This window comes from Enterobacter dykesii, assembly GCF_008364625.2.
GTDB classification, from domain to species: Bacteria; Pseudomonadota; Gammaproteobacteria; order Enterobacterales; family Enterobacteriaceae; genus Enterobacter; species Enterobacter dykesii.
Genome location: NZ_CP126604.1, coordinates 2,879,321 through 2,898,433 on the forward strand (window position 1 = coordinate 2,879,321; position 19,113 = coordinate 2,898,433).

Annotated in this window: 15 protein-coding genes, 1 tRNA gene and 1 pseudogene; 6 read left to right on the forward strand and 11 right to left on the reverse strand. The window is 53.6% G+C overall.

Going from position 1 to position 19,113, the window contains the following annotated elements; translation table 11 throughout:
• Positions 1-106 precede the first annotated feature (106 nt).
• Positions 107-1,027 (forward strand): LysR family transcriptional regulator, encoded by a 921-nt coding sequence (locus F0320_RS13825; protein WP_126330273.1) that lies wholly within the window; start codon positions 107-109, stop codon positions 1,025-1,027.
• A gap of 75 nt (positions 1,028-1,102) precedes the next feature.
• Here the strand turns inward: F0320_RS13825 and F0320_RS13830 are convergent, their stop codons facing one another.
• From F0320_RS13830 to F0320_RS13840, 3 genes and pseudogenes are all read right to left on the reverse strand, one after another.
• On the reverse strand, positions 1,103-1,405 hold the full coding sequence (locus tag F0320_RS13830; protein WP_029741460.1) for an XRE family transcriptional regulator: 303 nt from the start codon (positions 1,403-1,405) through the stop codon (positions 1,103-1,105).
• Between the two features lie 4 nt (positions 1,406-1,409).
• A complete protein-coding gene (locus F0320_RS13835) occupies positions 1,410-1,763 on the reverse strand; it encodes a type II toxin-antitoxin system RelE/ParE family toxin (RefSeq protein ID WP_126330275.1) in 354 nt (117 codons plus the stop codon).
• 177 nt (positions 1,764-1,940) lie between these two features.
• Positions 1,941-2,621, reverse strand: a pseudogene (locus F0320_RS13840) (LysR substrate-binding domain-containing protein); the annotation flags it as partial.
• Positions 2,622-2,816: 195 nt separating this feature from the next.
• On the opposite strand from F0320_RS13840, the gene F0320_RS13845 reads away from it, so the two are divergent.
• Positions 2,817-3,425: a glutathione S-transferase family protein gene (locus F0320_RS13845; RefSeq protein ID WP_126330277.1), complete on the forward strand. Its 609-nt coding sequence runs from the start codon at positions 2,817-2,819 to the stop codon at positions 3,423-3,425.
• 43 nt (positions 3,426-3,468) lie between these two features.
• On the opposite strand, the gene cbl is transcribed toward F0320_RS13845, so the two are convergent.
• Together cbl and nac are read right to left on the reverse strand one after the other, a co-directional pair.
• Positions 3,469-4,419, reverse strand: coding sequence for an HTH-type transcriptional regulator Cbl (gene cbl / locus F0320_RS13850; protein ID WP_047652424.1), 951 nt, complete (start codon positions 4,417-4,419; stop codon positions 3,469-3,471).
• A 96-nt stretch (positions 4,420-4,515) separates the two neighbouring features.
• The gene (gene nac, locus F0320_RS13855; RefSeq protein ID WP_047652425.1) at positions 4,516-5,433 is read right to left on the reverse strand and encodes a nitrogen assimilation transcriptional regulator NAC; all 918 of its coding nucleotides are present in this window, start codon (positions 5,431-5,433) and stop codon (positions 4,516-4,518) included.
• A gap of 320 nt (positions 5,434-5,753) precedes the next feature.
• Between nac and F0320_RS13860 the strand changes: the two genes are divergently transcribed.
• Positions 5,754-5,829: transfer RNA gene (locus tag F0320_RS13860), tRNA-Asn, on the forward strand.
• A 109-nt stretch (positions 5,830-5,938) separates the two neighbouring features.
• On the opposite strand, the gene F0320_RS13865 is transcribed toward F0320_RS13860, so the two are convergent.
• The 5 genes from F0320_RS13865 to F0320_RS13885 form a co-directional block, all read right to left on the reverse strand.
• Complete coding sequence (locus tag F0320_RS13865) at positions 5,939-6,958, reverse strand: hypothetical protein (protein WP_126330281.1); 1,020 nt, start codon at positions 6,956-6,958, stop codon at positions 5,939-5,941.
• Positions 6,948-8,654, reverse strand: coding sequence for an AAA family ATPase (locus F0320_RS13870; RefSeq protein WP_185807260.1), 1,707 nt, complete (start codon positions 8,652-8,654; stop codon positions 6,948-6,950). The genes F0320_RS13865 and F0320_RS13870 overlap by 11 nt, the downstream gene beginning before the upstream one ends.
• A 160-nt stretch (positions 8,655-8,814) precedes the next feature.
• On the reverse strand, positions 8,815-9,711 hold the full coding sequence (gene ldtA, locus F0320_RS13875) for a L,D-transpeptidase (RefSeq protein WP_149323934.1): 897 nt from the start codon (positions 9,709-9,711) through the stop codon (positions 8,815-8,817).
• A gap of 61 nt (positions 9,712-9,772) precedes the next feature.
• On the reverse strand, positions 9,773-12,466 hold the full coding sequence (locus F0320_RS13880) for a cation-transporting P-type ATPase (RefSeq protein WP_126330287.1): 2,694 nt from the start codon (positions 12,464-12,466) through the stop codon (positions 9,773-9,775).
• A 47-nt stretch (positions 12,467-12,513) separates the two neighbouring features.
• Complete coding sequence (locus tag F0320_RS13885; protein ID WP_121424349.1) at positions 12,514-12,945, reverse strand: universal stress protein; 432 nt, start codon at positions 12,943-12,945, stop codon at positions 12,514-12,516.
• 396 nt (positions 12,946-13,341) lie between these two features.
• On the opposite strand from F0320_RS13885, the gene F0320_RS13890 reads away from it, so the two are divergent.
• From F0320_RS13890 to F0320_RS13900, 3 genes are read left to right on the forward strand one after another with little or no spacing between them, the layout of a single operon-like run.
• Positions 13,342-14,427: an efflux RND transporter periplasmic adaptor subunit gene (locus tag F0320_RS13890; protein WP_185807261.1), complete on the forward strand. Its 1,086-nt coding sequence runs from the start codon at positions 13,342-13,344 to the stop codon at positions 14,425-14,427.
• Entirely contained in the window at positions 14,427-17,489 is a 3,063-nt protein-coding gene (locus F0320_RS13895; RefSeq protein ID WP_126330289.1) for an efflux RND transporter permease subunit, read from the forward strand. The genes F0320_RS13890 and F0320_RS13895 overlap by 1 nt, the downstream gene beginning before the upstream one ends.
• Entirely contained in the window at positions 17,486-18,451 is a 966-nt protein-coding gene (locus F0320_RS13900; RefSeq protein ID WP_126330291.1) for an acyltransferase, read from the forward strand. Before F0320_RS13895 ends, F0320_RS13900 begins: the two co-directional genes overlap by 4 nt.
• Here the strand turns inward: F0320_RS13900 and pagP are convergent.
• Positions 18,448-19,023, reverse strand: a complete 576-nt coding sequence (gene pagP / locus F0320_RS13905) for a lipid IV(A) palmitoyltransferase PagP (RefSeq protein WP_047652432.1) — start codon at positions 19,021-19,023, stop codon at positions 18,448-18,450. The genes F0320_RS13900 and pagP overlap by 4 nt on opposite strands.
• Positions 19,024-19,113: the final 90 nt, after the last annotated feature.

Genomic DNA, 19,113 nt, shown 5'->3' on the forward strand with positions numbered 1-19,113 from the left:
TGAACATAAAGGCACTTTACAGGTGCCAACTCGGGCGGATAAACAAGCGACTTTGTCCATCATTGTTTGTAATATCCAAACAATCGATGAAAAGAGAGGACAAAGGATGGATCGTTTCGATGCGATGCGCGCCTTTGCTCGCGTGGTGGAGGCAGGCAGTTTCACCAAGGCTGCCCAAACGCTTCACATGAGCAAAACCACGGTGACGCAGCTTATTCAGCAGCTTGAAGCGCGCCTACGCGTCAAGCTGCTCCATCGCACCACCCGCAGGCTCGGCGTCACTCCTGATGGCGCGGTCTACTACGAACGCGTCATCCGCCTGCTGGCGGACATGGAAGATGCTGAAAACAGCCTGTCCAGTTCGGCGAAAGCGCCCAGGGGAAGGCTACGGGTAGATGTGCCCACTCCCCTCGCCCGCCTTGTGCTGGTGCCCGCGCTACCGGCTTTTCACGCGCGCTACCCTGATATCCAGTTCGACATGGGGGTGAGTGACCGGGTGGTGGATCTGATCGGCGATAACGTGGATTGCGTCCTGCGAGGCGGTGAAATCAACGATCAGTCCCTGATCGCACGCCATGTTGGCGATTTGCAAATCGGTGTTTACGTCGCGCCGAGCTATGTGGAACGCCTAGGCGTCCCTGCGCATCCGCGAGAGCTGGAGAACACGGACCATCGCATAGTTGGATTCTTGTCCTCACGCACCGGTAAGGTTGATCCTCTGGTACTGCGCTGTGAGAGTGAACATTTGGAAATCACGGGCAGCTACGTGCTTGCTGTGGATGATGGCAACGCCTACCTCGAAGCCGGGCTCGCGGGATTAGGCGTGATTGCGCTACCCGTTTATATGGCGGCAGCACATCAGGCTTGTGGCTCCTTGATTCCGCTATTTGAAGACTGGCGTATTGATCCAATGCCCCTGTATCTGGCCTTTCCGCCGAACCGCCACGTTAACGCCAAGCTGCGCGTTTTTATTGATTGGATCGTTGAATTGATGCGGCAGCATGTCCCCACTTCTACCCATAAGTAACTGCATCTATTCGCTCATCACCGCCGAGTGACGGTCATGCTGGCGGTTTTGAAGCAGGCTTTATGCTTTTCTGCCCTACAGCACAAACTCATAGTGCGAGCCATCCGGCAGCTCCACATCAAGCCGCAGCTTTCCGCCCGCAGCCTCAACGTAGCGCTTGAGAGAAGAGAGTTTCAAATCGCGCCCGGGCTTTTCCATTACCGCAACGGTAGGTTGCCTGATACCCAACGCCTGCGCCATTTCTACCTGCGTTTTTTGTACTTTCTCGCGTAACTCAGCAAGATGAATGTTGAGCAAAATATCCGTTGCTATCGCCTGAGCGCTGGCGACAACCTCCGGCTTTTCATCCGCTATAAGCTGCTCAAGGGTTCTTCCCATCGCGCTATTCCCTCTCTTTTAATGTATTCAGCCAGTGAGTGAATTCCCGGTCAGCAACGAGAAGCATCTCATCGTAGAATCGCCTTTCATTGCCGACCTTATTGCCCGCACAAAGCACGATCCCCATTCGGTTTGGATCAAAGGCGAAAAACGCCCGCAAGGGATCGCCCTTACTCTGAATACGTAGCTCTTTCATGTTGCTGTGACGAGAGCCTTTAAGCGTATCAGCGTAGGGTCTCGATAAACCCGGGCCCTTCTCTCGCAAAACCAGCAGCGCTGCAAGTACGCTGGCGCGTTCGGTATCGTCAAGCGAAGTGAACCAGCGATCAAACCTGTCCGTCGTGTTAATTGCCCACACAAGACCTCCCATTCAATATAGATCAAAAGCTATATACATGCAAAGCTATAGCGATGATTATGCAGAGATGGAAAAGCGGAATCTTGTGGGGTTACGGAAATACTGAATGCGTGCCGGAGTAATTCGATGTATCCCTTATCTGAAATTCATTTTGTTACGAGCAGCATCGAAAAAAGTTCAGCAGCCCACCAACTGCCTCCAGGCCGCCACTTCCTCCTCCAGCCATGCCTTAAAGAGTGTCACCTCCGGCTTCGCCTCCGTTGACTGCGCCGTTACCAACCAGTAAGGCCAGGGATATGGTGCGGTGATGGAGGTTAGCTGGACCAGTTCGCTCCGGGTGATGGCATCCTGAACCAGAGAGCGACGCTCCAGCGCGATACCTTTCCCGAGCCGAACGGCTTCGATAATGATATTGGAGTCGTTAATGCATAAACCGTCAGGCACGATCTCTTTCTCAAGACCCGCATTCATGCACCACGTTTTCCACGACTCCATAGAGAAAATAATATGACTCTTTGCAATCTTCGCTGGCGTAGCGGGCAGCACACCGTCGTTATAGCCAGGTGCGGCCACCACAATGAGTTCGTCGGAAAAAAGGTAATGGCTTTCACTCCCTTCTCAGTTCCCCTGCCCCATCCGTATCGCGATGTCTATCCCTTCCTGCTGCAGGCTGGTGACCGTCAGGCTGGCCTGGATCCGAAGGGTGATAAGCGGATATTTCGCCCGAAAACGAGCCAGACGCGGTAATAACCAGTGGCATCTAAATGACGGCACCATCGCCAGCGTCAGCTCCTGCTTTCTCGGCTTCACCTGTACGAGCCGGGTGGCATCCGCGATGTGGTTCAACGCTTCGTAAACTGGCGATGGGTGGAAAATCCGACATGAAAGCACTTCCTTATCTGCGCTGGATATACAGCCGCAACCTGACCATATGTCAGTAATACTAACCCTTACGGTAAGATACTGAAGATATTCGCCATGCAAATTGTATTGTAATGTCGGGTCATCCTTTTCAATGACGCGTTCTTTCACGGAGACAGGAAAACGGGAAAGATGATTAAGCTTGTTGGCATGATGGATTCACCTTATGTACGGCGCGTGGCGATCTCCCTTGAGCTTTATGGCGTTGAGTTTGAAAGCCAGCCGCTGTCAGTCTTTAGCACCTTCAACGCGTTCTCCCGGATCAACCCGGCTGTAAAAGCGCCAACGCTGATTCTGGATAACGGAATACGGCTGATGGACTCTTCGCTGATACTGAATTATTTTGAGGCTCAAGCTGCCTCCGAGCGGAAACTCCTGCCCGTCGCGCCGGATGCGCTGGCAAAGGATCTTCAGACGCTGGGCTTTATCCTCGCCGCCGCTGAAAAAGCGGTGCAAAATGTGTATGAGCACAACCAGCGTCCGGCGGAAAAGCAGCACGCCTTATGGGTCGAACGCATTACAATTCAGCTGCTGGCGGCCTGCAGGGAATGGAATACCTTACTGGAGACGCGTCCGGCGACCGCAACTCCCGATCAGGTTGCCGTCACGAGTACGGTTGTCTGGACGTTTATTCAGTCGATGATCCCGCACGTCGTTAACGTAGCGGATTTTAGAGAGATTCAGGCGTTTGCCGAATCATTCGAATCACAGGCATTTTTTAAAAAATATCCGTTCAACTAAATGACGAGCCCGGTCAGTTCAGCGCTACCGGGCAGGCCAGCGCCTAAATCTGATAATCAATCGCCACTTCTTCCGGTTCCATCACCTGGCGTTTAATCTCATCCACCGACAGCCCGGCGTTGCAGAGCTCGATAAAGCGCCACACGTAGTTGCGCTGCAGCTGCCCGCGCTTCAGGCCAAGCCATACGGTGTTGGCATCAAACAGGTGACGCGTATCAAGACGCACCAGGTTCCCGTCCTCGCGTTCTCCGCTGGACTGTTCCGCCACCAGACCAATGCCCAGACCCAGCTCGACGTAGGTTTTGATCACGTCAGAATCCTGTGCGCTCAGCACCACGTCCGGCGTTAGCCCTTTGCGGTTGAAGGCTTCATCAATGCGCGAGCGTCCGGTGATCCCCTGGCGGTAGGTAATCAGCGGCCATTTCGCAATGTCTTCCAGCGACAGAGGGGAAACCTGATTCAGCGGATGGTCGACCGGAAGTAATAAGCTGTGGTACCAGCGGAACCAGGGGAACGCCACCAGCAGCGGGTCGTTGCTCAGGCGTTCGCTGGCGATGCCGATATCCGCCCCACCGTTTTGCAGCAGCACTTCGATTTCCTGCGGCGTGCCCTGGATGAGCTCCAGACGGACGTCGGGGAAAAGTTCGCGGAACGCTTTGATAACCGGCGGCAGGCTGTAGCGCGCCTGGGTGTGGGTGGTGGCGATGGTGAGTACGCCCGAGGCGTCATTGGTGAAGAGATCCGCCAGACGACGCACGTTGCTGGCCTCGTTGAGGATCCGCTCTGCAATGGTGAGCAAAGCCTTACCCGGCTCCGTCATGCCGAGCAGCCGCTTGCCGCGACGGATAAAGATCTCTATGCCCAGCTCCTCTTCCAGCTCGCGGATGTGGCGGCTGACACCGGACTGAGAGGTATAGAGCATATTGGCGACCTCGGTCAGGTTGTAGTCCCGCCTGGCCGCCTCACGGATAATTTTAAGTTGCTGGAAATTCACGATTCACTCCGGCGCATCTGACATAGCTCTATTGTTAGAGTCAGCCGCGCTGCAGAACAAATAATAAAAACCAGCATCTTATGCTTTTATGGAATATCAGCTCACGAGCTGAAGTTCACGATTCTCAAGCGACGGCTTGCTGACCAGCGACATCAAAATCTCTTTTACCGCCTGCGCCTGCGGCGTCAGCGAACCGCGTGCAGACATGTTCAGCGACAGCGGCAGGCTCATGGAAGGCGTGGTGATGCGTGCCATCCAGCCGTTCGCCGCGCTGCACAGCGAGCGGGCTGCAGATTCTGGCAGAACCGTCACGCCCATTCCGCTGGCAATGGCTGCGGTCAGCGTGGAGATCGAGTCGATTTCACCGATGATTTTGGCCGTCAGACGGCGCAGGGAGAACGCTTCGTCCACGCGCACGCGCACGGCGCTGTAGTCGCGCGGCAGATAAAGGTTCATCTCTGCCACGGCGGTAAGGTCTACGCTCTGGCCCGGACAGTCGCGGGTGCCCACGAGGTAGAGATCTTCTTTCAGCAGCGGCTGGCTGGTAATGCCGGCGACCGGGGAGCGATCGTAAAGGACCGCCATATCCAGCTGGCCGTTGAGCAGTTTGTCATTCAGCATGGAGCCGCTGTTTTCGTGCAGGTATACCAGCACCTCAGGCAGCTCGGCGCGGACGGCCTGCAGCAGCGGCATGGTAATAGAGGACGCGGCCGTTCCCGGCGCCAGGCCGATAGAAACGTGCCCGCTCAGGGTCTGGCCCACGTTATTCACCGCGAGCTGCGCCTGTTCACACTGGCGGAGGATGGTGCGCGCATGGGTATACAGGATCTTACCTGCTTCCGTTGGCGTAACGCCGCGTTTGGTGCGAATCAGTAACTGCTGATCCATCTCGCCTTCCAGAGTAGCCACCTGCTGGCTCAGCGCAGGCTGCGCGATATGCAGCACTTCTGCCGCTTGAGTCAGGCTGCCGATATCGACGATTTTTACGAAGTATTTCAGTCGTCTTAAGTTCATTTTGCCCCCTGTTCGAAATGCTGTGCCGGAACCGGCTGTCGTTGTTGAACAGGTTTTGCAATATGAATGCCACTTTTACCAGGCGGTCTGAATTGTTCGCTAAGCGCCTGAAAATAAGGAAACCTAATCATGGAGGGGGGTATTATTACCGAAACAGCAGTTTATGATCTGCCCCATTAGGGGTATACCCGCACCATGACGGTGCATTCCGCTGCCAAAAACATCACTTTGCCGATTTTGTCAGCAAACGATCAAAAGGCGTTGATCCACCCTTTGACAAGGCGAACGCAGGTCGATAATATGCGCCCCGTTCACACGATTCCTCTGTAGTTCAGTCGGTAGAACGGCGGACTGTTAATCCGTATGTCACTGGTTCGAGTCCAGTCAGAGGAGCCAAATTTGAAAAGCCTGCTTTTAAAGCAGGCTTTTTCCGTTTCGGGTGAGACCGTCTGGAGGCCTTTGAAGAGGCCTCTTTGTCTGGTCAGAATATGTCTACGGCTGTGAGTTAGTCCAGAATGTTATCGTTAAACACGTCCAGATCTCTTACCAGATCGTCAATAAGCTTGGTTAACGGTTGTAATCGAACCGACGGCTGGCTGAAATTAAACTGACCCAGCAGCAATTGTCTGAGTTCTGTCTGAGTAAAGGTGAGGTCATACATAGACTGCAACTCCTTAAGCCAGTCTGATGTGTAAATACGTTTAAGCTGTGCCAGATAATCCACCACTGCTGTCATGTTCTCATAACGATCATCAAGCGCAAACGTCTCATTTAGCTCCTTTAGCGCATCAGATTTTCCCACCAGGAAACGCTGTTTTATCTTTACGTTTAACACCTGGTAATTTGAGAGCGCAATAACTCTGTCGCTATCAGATAAACAAAACTGAAAAACTGAGTCAAGAGTTTCATTCATGGGATGGAAATGCTCAAGTTTCTTTTTGCTTTTCTTCTTATTACAAACAGCGCATACCGGGACAAAGTTATAGATGTTCAAGGCATAATAGCTGTACGTTGATTTATCCAAATAATGATCAAGCTCACCGTAAAATTTTTTAGTAACATCCAGAAAGGCTTTATCACAGTATGGGCAAACAGGGGTATTTAATGCTCCGGCAAAACGCGGTGCTGAAACTGAATCTCGAAAACAAGTATAATTTTCTTTCATCCAGTCATCAAAAACCACTTTATAAGCCGCAGGTAGACTTGTAAGCGCCTTCTCAAAAGAAACGCTTTGGGCACTTAATACTTTTTTTTGCCATGGGGAAATTAGAAATGCAGCTCTCACGCATGAAAACTGCGGATTCTGAAGTATACTTCGCAACTTTTTAAGTTTATCAGCCGATGTTTTACATTTCTGCATTTCGGCGATAGCGTTGTTAAATGCCAGATAATTTTCCTTTATCCCTGCGAAAAAAATGGCAATTATAGTATCCCTCAGTATATCCTTTCCTCGTGATGGTCTGTTGAATTCTTCGAAGAATTTACTTCGCACGCACCATTCAAGAAAAGCCGTATCATTTCTCACTAAGTTTTCCTCTGACCATAGCACGCTGTTCATCCGTCAACTGTGAGATAAAGTATTCAATTTCACGTCTCTCCAGCAGAGCGGGTTTGTCCAGTTTGCGTTGAAGCGCGTACGTCACAACAGGCTCTCCGACTTCAGATATCAAAAAGCGTAATGTTGTTTCATCTATATCCGGATTCTTCAGCGCATCTCGTATTTTTTTGCTGGCAAACTCTCCAACGGATTGCTCCACAAAAAAGCGATGTTTATACAAATCATGAATATTACTTCCAAATGTTTTACCCAGCTCTTCATGGCCTGGCGCAACGGGTATGACACTTGCCCGGGGCAAATCTGAAATCACTATCGGGTTGTGGCTGGAGATGATGAGCTGAAAATAAACGTCTGGATAGGCAGACAGTATATCAAGCACCGTTTTAATTAAACGTGCCTGTCGTTTAGGATGTAAATCAGAATCTGGTTCATCAAGCAGTAGCTGAATGTTTTTAGATTTTAGTCGGGCGTCCTCAGCTTTACGTTGTAGCGTAGCATAAAGATCAACGAGCTTCCATTCTCCGGTGCTGAAGGGCGGATCAATCGTAAACCGACATTCGGGGACCTTCTCCCTCATCAGCATCATTATTTTCAGCAAAACAGGAAGAACATGGTTAAAAGGTATCTCATAATTTTCGGAAGGACCAAACTCGTACCGCACGGTACCTTTTTGACTACTACGGCCTTTTTGAATATATGATAAAAATTTCACCAATGTATAAGTGTCGATTAAAAAGAGAGATTGACACAATGGATCAAATTTCTCCAGCAACTCAAGTATTTTCGCATTTGAATTAAGTTGAACAATATCTTCAAGCAGTTCCATACGCTCAGGAATGATATCCAGTAGCTGTAATGATACATTAGCCTCTTTCCAGAAACCTGTGTTTTCTTCGGCATAACTCACCATCAACCAAAAAAGCTTCAATACAACAAGCGAAGCCAAATAAACGTTCTTCGAGAAGCGCTGATTGACTTGTTTTATTTTTACATCTACTCCCTGAAAATGTTGATACCAGGAAGCCTGAACACGCCAGGTATAAAAGCGTGGAGCGATACTCTCCCTTAGTTCAAAATAATCCATTGCCTGGTAGGCATGATAAATTTCATAGGGAGCTGCATAGCTATTATATCGACGGCGTTGCGCAATCGATAAATCGTGGCGGGAAATTTTACTGAACGCAACGCTCAACTGAACGTTATTTGATGCGTAATACCAGGTGTTAGCGATAGGTGTTGATGATATAGATTCACAGTGGAGCGCCATTGAGCCAACGACGTCATTGCAACGCGCTTTCCATAAATTGATAATCACACCCTGTTTTACCTGTATCACATACAGACACGCTGAATGTTTAAAAATATAGGTGAAAGCCTGTCGCATTGCCTGCTCGCCAGTATCTACACGCTGCCCCCGCTCTAATTTCATCCCTGTTAGATTTAGCATGCCCATGACAGCAGTTTTACCGCTGCCATTTATTCCAGTCAGGCAGACCACTTCAGCATTGACGCCAAAAAAATTGACCGGAACAGCGTCATCCCGGGGAGAAACTTCTATAACGGATTTTTCCTGATTAAAGCGATATCGATACTGTAAGGAAAAGTCATAGGTCTGGTCGGTAATATTGCGCCAGCATTCAATACAGAGAGAAAGTGCACTCATTAGCTTTTCCTTGCGGAAGGGGAAATACGTCAAGAATATCATCAACTATTTATCGTTGTGTATTAAATTTGCCCCTTACTCCCTGATTCTGGGGAGCCAAATTTGAAAAGCCTGCTTTTAAAGCAGGCTTTTTGCTTTTCTGTGCCTGGAAAGATGGCCCTCACATGCCAATCTTAACCGGCATCCCCGACCGCCGTTCCAGTTCGGCTCCTGCCCCCTCGTTTATCAGCTGCGTCCGCTGCGCGGCGGAGATGGGCAGCGGCACCTTGCGGGTTGATTCAAACTCCGCACGGTTACGTGATAATGGCTCGTGAACTTCCACCCATCGGCTGCCGTCCGGCTCCGTGGTCATCTTTACAGGCCGATCGATAAGCTGCACGCGGGTACCTACGGGAACGTTATCGAAAAGATACTTGATGTCGTTATTGCGCAGACGGATACAGCCCTGGCTCACCCGCAGCCCGATGCCGAAATTCGAGTTGGTGCCGTGAATGGCATACAGCCTTCCGATATAAATCGCATACAGGCCCATCGGGTTATCCGGCCCGGCGGGCACGAATGCCGGCAGCGTTTTCCCTTCCGCCGCATAGGCACGGCGCGTATTCGGCGTCGGAGACCAGGTTGGCCCCTCCTGCTTACGCTCAACGGCCGTCACCCAGTTACGCGGGGTTTCACGCCCGGCCTGACCGATGCCGATGGGCAGCACTTCAACGGTATTGCCGCCAGGCGGGTAGTAGTAGAGGCGCATTTCCGCCGCATTCACGATAATGCCCTCGCGGACGGTGTCAGGCAAAATCAGCTGCTGGGGTATAACCAGCCGGGTGCCGGGTTTGGGTAAAAAAGGATCCACGCCCGGATTCGCTTCCAGCAGGTTGCTCAGCCCCTGCCCATACTGCGCGGCAAAGGCTTCCAGAGGCAGCGTATTGCCTTCGGGAACGGTGATGACAATCGGGGTTCCCACCAGACGACTGCCTTCCGGCGGGAGTGTATAGGTTACGGCAAACGCGCCGGGAACAGCGGCACACAGCGTAAGGACGAACCAGGTCAGTCGAATCATAGTTTTCTGCGCTCAAAAAAGAGAAAGCCCGGACTCAGGCAGGCTTTCTCAGTTTACGCTATCACGCCTCGGTTTTGCGCCACCTGCGGGTCAGCACTTTCTCCGCCTCGACAATAAGGAACATCACAAAACCAATCAGGAAGGTGATGACCCAGTAGCGGAACGGCAGCGCTTCGGTGCCAAACAGCATCTGCATGAACGGTGCGTAGATGATAAGAAGCTGTAGCGCCAGCAGTACGCCGCTCACGATCCAAATCCCTTTGTTCGCCAGCAGGCCTTTGCTCAGCGAGAAGCCATCATTAACGCGGCAGTTGAGCATGTAGAACCACTGCGCGGTCACCAGGGTTTGCAGCAGCACGGTGCGGATAAACTCCGCCGAGTAGCCGCGCGGCTGTAGCCAGGCTTCCAGCACGAAGGCGCTAATGGCAATCATCAGACCGACAAACACCACGCGCCAGATGGCATAGCCGTCCATCACATGGAGATTCGCCTTGCGCGGTGGCCGGTTCATGATGTCCTTCTCACCCGCTTCAAATGCCAGTCCAAACGACAGGGTCGCCGACGTCGCCATGTTCATCCACAGGATCAGGACCGGCGTCAGCGGGATCAGGTTCCCCGCCAGCAGCGCGATGATGATCAGCAGAGCCTGCGCGATGTTACTGGGGATAACGAACAGAATGGTCTTTTTCAGGTTGTCGTAAACCCGGCGTCCCTCGTGCACCGCGCTGGCAATGGTGGCAAAGTTGTCATCCGTTAACACCATGTCGGCGGCTTCCTTGGTCACTTCCGTCCCCTTAATTCCCATGGCGATACCCACATCCGCCCGCTTGAGCGCCGGGGCATCATTTACGCCATCCCCGGTCATGCCCACGACTTCCTGCTTACTTTGCAGGGCCTGCACGAGGCGGAATTTATCCTCCGGGCTGGTTCGGGCGAAAATATCGTACTGCTGCGCGGCATCGCTCAGCTGACGGTCGTCCATCGCCTCCAGCTCACGTCCGGTGATAGCGCTTGCGGCGTTACCAATCCCCAACATTTGCCCAATGCTCATTGCCGTTTGCGGGTGGTCGCCGGTGATCATTTTCACGCGGATCCCGGCCTGCAGACAGTCGGCAATGGCGGTAATGGCCTCCGGACGCGGTGGATCCATCATTCCGGCAATGCCCAGCAGGATCACGCCGTCATGCAGGTCCGGGTGATCCAGCTCGCGCTGTCCCTCGCGGGCAGGTTTCCAGGCCGCGGCCACCATGCGCAGACCTTCCCGGGCATACTCTTCAATCTTCCCTTCCCAATAGGGCTGATCGAACGGCTGCAGCCCGTCATTCGTCTGCTGGTACTGGCAGAGGCGGAACAGAACGTCCGGCGCGCCGGTGATTAAAATCGCCTCTTCATCGCCCAGCCGGTATAGCGTGGACATGTATTTATACTGCGAATCAAACGGGATTTTGCTGCGCATTTCGGTATCGAGCGGTGGGAGCGGAATTTTCGCCGCCAGCACCTTCAGCGCGCCCTCGGTTGGGCCCCCGGTGATTTTCCACAGCCCCTGCTCGTCTTTGATCAGCTGGCTGTCATTACAGAGATCGATGGTGCGAAGATAGCGTTCCAGCAGGGAACCCTGCGTCACGCTGACGGGCGTCGGGTCATCTACGGGGTGAATATTCCCCACCGGTTCGTAGCTGTCGCCCTCCACGCGATAGGTCGTGTCAGCGGTAATCACCGCTTTGACCGTCATTTCATTCATCGTCAGGGTGCCGGTTTTATCCGAGCAGATGACCGTCATCGCGCCCAGCGTTTCCACCGTAGGCAGCTTGCGAATGATGGCCTTGCGACGCGCCATGGCCTGTACGCCAAGCGAAAGGATGATGGAGATGATGGCCGGCAGGCCTTCCGGTACGGCGGCAACGGCGAGGCTAATAAGCGACAGTACCAGTTCAGAAACCGGCATATCCCGGAACAGGAGGCTAAAGACAAACAGCGCCACCATCATCACCAGGATAGTGATGAAGATGGTCTTACCGAGCTTATCCATCTGCACCATCAGCGGCGTGCGGTGCTTTTCAATGTCGGACATCATCTGATTGATGTGGCCCAGCTCGGTCTCGCCCCCGGTAGCCACCACCACGCCTTTACCGCCGCCGGAGCTGACGGTGGTGCCTGAGTAGAGCAGATTATACCGGTCACCTAAAGGCAGTTCCCCGCTTAACGCATCGCTGTTTTTCTCAACAACGGTGGATTCGCCGGTCAGGATGGCCTCCTCCACGCGAAGGTTATGCGCTTCAATCACGCGCAGGTCCGCAGGGATACGATCCCCGGCGCGGATCACCACGATATCTCCCGGGACCAGCGCCGTAGTGGGGATCGTTTCATGATTCCCCTGTCGTACCACCACGGCTTCGCTGGAGAGCATATTGCGAATACTCTGCAACGATTTTTCAGCATTGCTCTCCTGAATATGGCCAATCAGCGCGTTAATGATGGCAACACCAAGGATCACAAACATGTCTACCCAGTGGCCCATAAAGAGCTTAAGCAACGCGGCCACCAGCAGAACGTAAATCAATACGTCGTTAAAATGCGCCAGGAAGCGCAGCCAGGCGGGTTTACCCTTTTTTTGCGGTAACGCATTCTCACCGTGCTGCTGAAGTCGGGCTGATGCCTCAGTGCCGCTAAGGCCTTCCAGGGTGGAGTGGATATTCGACAGGGTTTCGTCAACGGTTTGTTGATAGTACGGACGTTCAGGTTTTCCTGTTTTCATCGTTCCTTCCTCAGGTTCTATTCAGAAATCACCTTGCTTCTCTGTAATTAACGAATAACGAAAACAGGAACATGTGCGTAACGAACAATACTTGCCGCCTCTGAACCTAACAAATGGGTTTGAATATTGGGATTGCGGGAGCCGACGATAATCGCGCCGACGGTAAGTTCATCCGCCAGCTTAATAACCTCATCACGAACATTTCCGCTACGGACGTGGAGATGAACCCGTTCTTCTGGCAGATTCAATTTTTTGACCAGGTCAGACAGCTTTTCTTTCGAATTATTAATCATATATTCATCCATTTTGCGCGCATCGGAAATAAAACCACGCGTCAGTTCGGCTGAAAATTTGGGCATGACGTGCAGCAGATGAATGTCACCCGATGCGCTTTGCGCCAGAAACTGTGCATGCTGCAACGCTTTATCCGCCAGGCTTGTCTCGTAGACATCCACCGGAACGAGAATATTTTTATACATATCGAGCATCCTTTTTATAACCAACACGAGAGTGAATGAAGCAAAAAAACGCATTAAATGCAGGGACTTGCCCTTAATGCCAGTTACGGTAAAAAAAGATGATTAATATTAAACGTAGCACAGGAATATCAGGTTTAGCGCTTCCCCACTGATAATGGTTATTTAACATTTATCTTTTCGCCGACTATGCTCATAGTCAGCTACCGCTTCCGGCTCATGGAGGAATGTATGTATGGTTTAAGCCTGATCCGTCTGGGTATGTTTATTGCGCTTGCCATTATCGCCAGCACGGCGATTGGTTTATTTACCTATATGGTCGTCACTGTTCTGGCAGAATAGTGTCACCCCTGTCCAGGCTATGGAATAAATAAAACAGTTATTTATTAGGGGAATACAGTGAACCGCTACCTCTCTCTTTTACCGTTCGTTTTGTTAACGCTCACGGCGTGCGACCCGAAACCGAAGCAAGCCGCCCCCCTGCCCAGGATGGTAAAAGTGGCGGAGGTGACGGTTCCCGGTCACGCCCAGCAGCGAATTTTTCCCGCCCGCATTGAATCGGGCGATGCCACAGACCTTTCCTTCAAGCGCGCAGGTCAAATTGAAGCGCTCGATGTGCGTCAGGGCGCAGCCATCAAGCAGGGGCAACAGCTAGCCAGATTAAACGCCCGTGAAGCCCAGCAGCGGGTTAACGACAGACAAACGGCGGCGACGCTGGCCCAGAGGCAATTCGATCGATTCCAGACGCTGGCGGGCCGCCAGGCGATTTCGAAAGCAGAAATGGACGTGCAGCGTGCGAACCGCGATTCGGCGAATGCGGCGCTACAAATTGCCCAGGAAGAGCTGAATCAGATGACGCTCGTCGCCCCCTTCAGCGGGACGGCGGCCAGCGTGCATGTCCGAAACCATCAGGTGGTGTCTGCCGGTCAGCCCATCGCGACGTTAACCCGCACCGACCTGCTTGACGTGGTGTTCAGCATCCCTGAAAACCTGTTTAAGACCTTTGATATCCGTAACGCCCAGTATCGCCCGGTGGTGAAAATCAACGCCATTCCGGATCGGGAATTTACCGCCGTCTACAAAGAACACTCGGGCAGCAGCGACAGCAATACCCTGACCTGGCAGGTGATACTGACCATGCCGCGCCCGGATGATTTTCCCGCCGTCGGTGGCGTAAGCGGTACGGTGACCATCAATTTAAGCAACCTCCCGGCGGGCGCGGGCGATCAGGCGCTGGTCGTACCGGTTGAGTCAGTCTTTAACCCGGACAACAGACCGCGCAATGAGCCGCACGTCTGGGTCGTAACGGGCGAAGGCGACGCGCTCCATCTTGAAGACCGCAAGGTCAGCGTGGGGCAAGTGAGTACCGAAGGCGTGATGATTACCAGCGGGCTTAAGGCGGGTGAGCGCGTGGTGGCCGCTGGCGTTGGGGAGCTTCATGCTAACCAGCCGGTGCGTATCTGGACGCGTGAACGGGGACTGTAATGGATATCTCTCGTCAATTTATTAATAACCCCGTTCGCGTCTGGCTAACGATCCTGCTGCTGGGCATCGGGGGTATTTTTGCCCTGTTGAATATCGGCAGGCTGGAAGATCCCGCCTTTACCATTAAAACCGCAGTGGTGGTCACCCACTACCCCGGCGCATCCGCTCAGCAGGTGGAAGAAGAGGTGACGCTTCCGCTGGAGAATGCCCTTCAGCAGTTGCCCTATCTGGACAACGTAAGCTCTATCTCCTCAAACGGCCTGTCGCAAATCACCGTGAACATTGCCTCGCGCTATCACTCGAACGAGCTGCCGCAGATCTGGGATGAACTGCGCCGCCGCGTGGGCGATGCCTCGCGTCTGTTCCCGCCCGGCGTCGTCACGCCCTTTGTAAATGACGATTTCGGCGACGTGTTCGGCTTCTTCTTCGCCATTTCCGGAGACGAATTCAGTAATCCTGAACTGGTGAGATATGCGGAGCAGCTGCGCCGCGAGTTAATTCTGGTCCCCGGGGTCGCGAAGGTCGCCATCGGCGGGGCCATTGGTCAACAGGTCAACATCGATATCTCCCTGACCAAAATGGCCGCGCGCGGCATTACGCTGAACCAGCTTTCCGCCCTGCTCAGCAGACTTAACGTCGTTTCCAGCGCCGGAGAAATCACCTCCGGCACCGAATCCATTCGCCTGCACCCGACCGGTGAGTTCGAAAATCTTGATGAACTGGCGGATCTCATCATCACGCCTTCCGGCACCGGGGCGGCGACGCGTCTGCGGGATATCGCCACGCTGTCGCGCGGGCTGAACGAATCGCCAGCCAGTATCTACCATGCCAACGGCAAAAAAGCCGTCACCATGGGCGTCTCGTTTATTCCCGGCGTGAACGTGATCGACGTGGGCCACGCGCTGGAGTCAAAGCTAAACCAGATGTCGGCGGAAAAACCGGCAGGCATACAGATAGACCTGTTTTACGATCAGGCAGCCGAAGTGGGCCATTCCGTTAACGGTTTTATTATTAACTTCCTGATGGCGCTGGCGATCGTCATCGGCGTGCTGCTGATCTTTATGGGCGTACGCAGCGGGATCATCATTGCGGTTTCTCTCGCCCTTAACGTGCTGGGCACGCTGCTGATTATGTATCTGTGTGGCATTGAGCTGCAGCGGATCTCGCTCGGGGCGCTGATTATCGCCCTCAGCATGCTGGTGGATAATGCCATCGTGATCGTCGAAGGGGTGTTGATTGCCCGACAGCAGGGCTCTCCGCTGTTAACCGCCGTAAACTACATCATCCGCCGCTCCGCCCTGCCGCTGCTGGGAGCGACGGTGATTGCCATCCTGGCGTTTGCGCCTATCGGGCTGTCGCAAGATTCCACCGGGGAATACTGTAAATCCCTGTTCCAGGTGCTGCTGATTTCCCTGATGCTGAGCTGGTTCTCTGCGCTCACCCTCACCCCGGTGCTGATTAAGTGGTGGTTGTTTAAAAACGACAGCGCGCCCGATAAAACCGACGAGTCAGATCCTTACGACAAACGACTCTACCGCGCCTACCAGCGCCTGCTTAACACGCTGCTGCACCATAGGGCACCGACGCTCATTGTGATGGCTGCGCTGCTGGCGGCGTCCATTTGGGGCTTCGGCGCCGTACGGCAAAATTTTTTCCCGTCGTCTAATACGCCGATTTTCTTTGTCGACCTGTGGCTACCCTACGGGACCGATATCAAGTGGACCGAGAAAATGACCGGCGATATCGAAAAAACCATTAACGGCCAGCCGGGGGTGGAGACCACCGTCTCGACCATTGGTCAGGGCAGTATGCGCTTTATTCTCACCTACAGCGGACAGCGGCAGTACGGCAACTATGCGCAGATCATGGTGCGCATGGACGACCAGCGCAACATCTCCGCCCTGACGCGCCACGTGGACGAGTACATCGCGCGAAACTATCCGCAGGTCAACGCCAGCACCAAACGGGTGATGTTTGGCCCCTCCGGCGACAGCGCCATTGAGGTGCGCATTAAAGGCCCCGACCCTGACCGGCTGCGCCTGATTGCCAGCCAGGTGGACGACATCCTCACGCGCGATCCTGCTACTGGCAGCGTCAGGAACGACTGGCAAAACCGCAGCAAGGTCATCCGCCCACAGTACGTTGCCGCCCTGGGCCGCGAGCTTGGCGTGGATAAACAGGACGTCGACAACGCGCTGGAGATGAATTTCTCCGGCAGCCGGGCGGGGCTGTATCGGGAAGGCAGCGACCTGCTGCCCGTGGTGGTGAGGCCCCCGGAAAGCGAAAGGCTGGATGCCAGTCACCTGAACAACGTGCTGGTGTGGAGCCAGACGCGGCAGCAGTATATCCCGCTGAGTAACGTCGTCAGCCGCTTCTCGCTGGAGTGGGAAGATCCGCTCATCCTTCGACGCGACCGCTCGCGGGTGCTGACGGTGCAGACGGACCCGGACCCGCTGAGCCAGCAAACCTCCGGGGACATTCTCGCCCGCGTGAAGCCGCAGATTGATGCCCTTAGCCTGCCACACGGCTACAGTATCGAGTGGGGGGGCGACGCGGAAAACTCCAGCGAAGCGCAGCAGGGGCTATTCACTACGCTGCCGATTGGGTATCTGGTGATGTTTGTCATCACGGTGCTGATGTTCAGCTCGGTGAAAAATGCCGTCGCCATCTGGCTGACCGTGCCGCTGGCGCTGATTGGCGTCACGCCGGGATTTTTACTTACCGGCATTCCCTTTGGCTTTATGGCGCTGATTGGCCTGCTGAGCCTGAGCGGGATGCTCATCCGCAACGGCATCGTGCTGGTGGAAGAGATCGAACAGCAGAAAACGCAAAAGGATCAGCACAGCGCGATCGTGTACGCCGCGACCTCGCGCCTGCGCCCTATCCTGCTCACCGCGTTCACTACCGTACTTGGCCTGGCTCCGCTGCTGCTGGACGTTTTCTTCCAGAGCATGGCCGTTGTCATTATGTTTGGACTGGGGTTTGCTACAATCCTGACGCTGCTGGTACTCCCCGTGATCTACGCGTGTTTCCATCGTAAGGACGAAGCCAAACAACAATGAATGCGACAGGGCTGAACATAATCAAGACGCTGGGCTGTATGACGGCGGTTACCTTCTTCACCATCTACAACACCTGGGATCATTATGATTATGACTATCACTGGATCCTGGGGTTTTTAACCTTTATCTCGACGATTGCCACACCGCTGTTTTTTGTGGTGTCGGGCTATCTCGACGGACAATCGCGGCACGGCACGCGCTGGCAGCTGGGTAAAATTAAAAGTCTGGTGATTGTTTTTCTGTTCTGGATAACGATCTACTACCTGTGGGAGCCTTATCAGCGCGGGTATTTAATCCAGCCCTGGTTCGTATTCGCCTTTGTGGTGATTTACACCTTCCACCCGGCGGTGGAGTGGCTTAGCCAGCGGCGAGCGCTGTTCTGCGGCGCGATTGCTGCCCTGCTGCTCTTTTCCTACGGATACGATCTGCTATCGGCGCTCTATCCTGAAACGCACGTCCTTTCGCTTTCACCGCAGTATCGGCTGTGGACGTGGCTGCTGTTTTATCTGACGGGGCAACTTTTCTGTGACCCGAAAATCGCCGAGTGGATTAGCCGCAAAAAAGTCGTCAGGGCGGCGGTTGTCGCCATCCCGTTTATTTATCTCTTCACCTGGTTTTACGAGCGCCACTTCTTCTTCGCGCTGTTCAAGGCGGACAGAAACGCCTTTATCCTCACCGGCTCTCAAATTTACATTTTGATCATCGCGCTGGTGATTGCGGCGAACGGCGTGCGCTTTCGCCGCAATGCTGAATTTAAGGAGTCTATTCTGGCCGCCATCAGCAAAACGATGACCGGCGTGTATATTGTGCACTACTCGGTGTTTCATCTGCTGACGGCGCTGATTCCGGTGACCTCTCTCGGTATGAAGCTGGCGTTGATTGTGCTCACCTTCGTCACCTCTGTTCTGTTCTCCATGCTGGTATTGTCTAACGCCGTGGCAAAAAAGGTGATCACCCTTTAAAAGCCTAAGCGCAGCCAGGCAAAGAGCACGTTGCCGTTGTTATACGTTCCGGGAATATAGGTGAACTGGACGGTAACGCGCTTATACCCGGCTGAAAACAGCGGGAAGATGAAGGGGAGCGGGACATAGTTTGCAAAATCATCTCGCGCCGTGATGCCCGCTGCGGCACCGAGCCCAAGGCGGAAATCTTTGGCATTATCCAGGTACCAGCCCTTCTCCCAGCCATACCCCATCGCGGGCTGCCATTCGTTGTGCGAGTCCTTGAACATCATCGCGAACAGCGCGCTCCAGTTGCCCTCTTCGTTATAGCGAGAAACGCCCAGACCACCGCCCCACGGCATTTCATTGTAATTGTCCGTTTTTTCTTTGTCGTACATAAAGCGAGCGTGCCAGCTCAGAAACGGCAGGTACAGGTCGTAACGTTGGGGCTCTTTCCAGGTTTGTGAAATATCATCCGTCAGCGCATTCCACCAGCCGCTGATACGCTGTTCACCATAGACGTTGGGCTCCGCATGAAGCGGTGCGACGAATAAAAACAGAATCATCCAGAATGCCGAAAAGGTGCGTTGCATCATTATTCCCTCAGCTTAACTCACGCGGCGGTCACTATTACTGTAAACCATTCAGCCTTTAACGGAACCAGAAGACACAATTATCTCGCC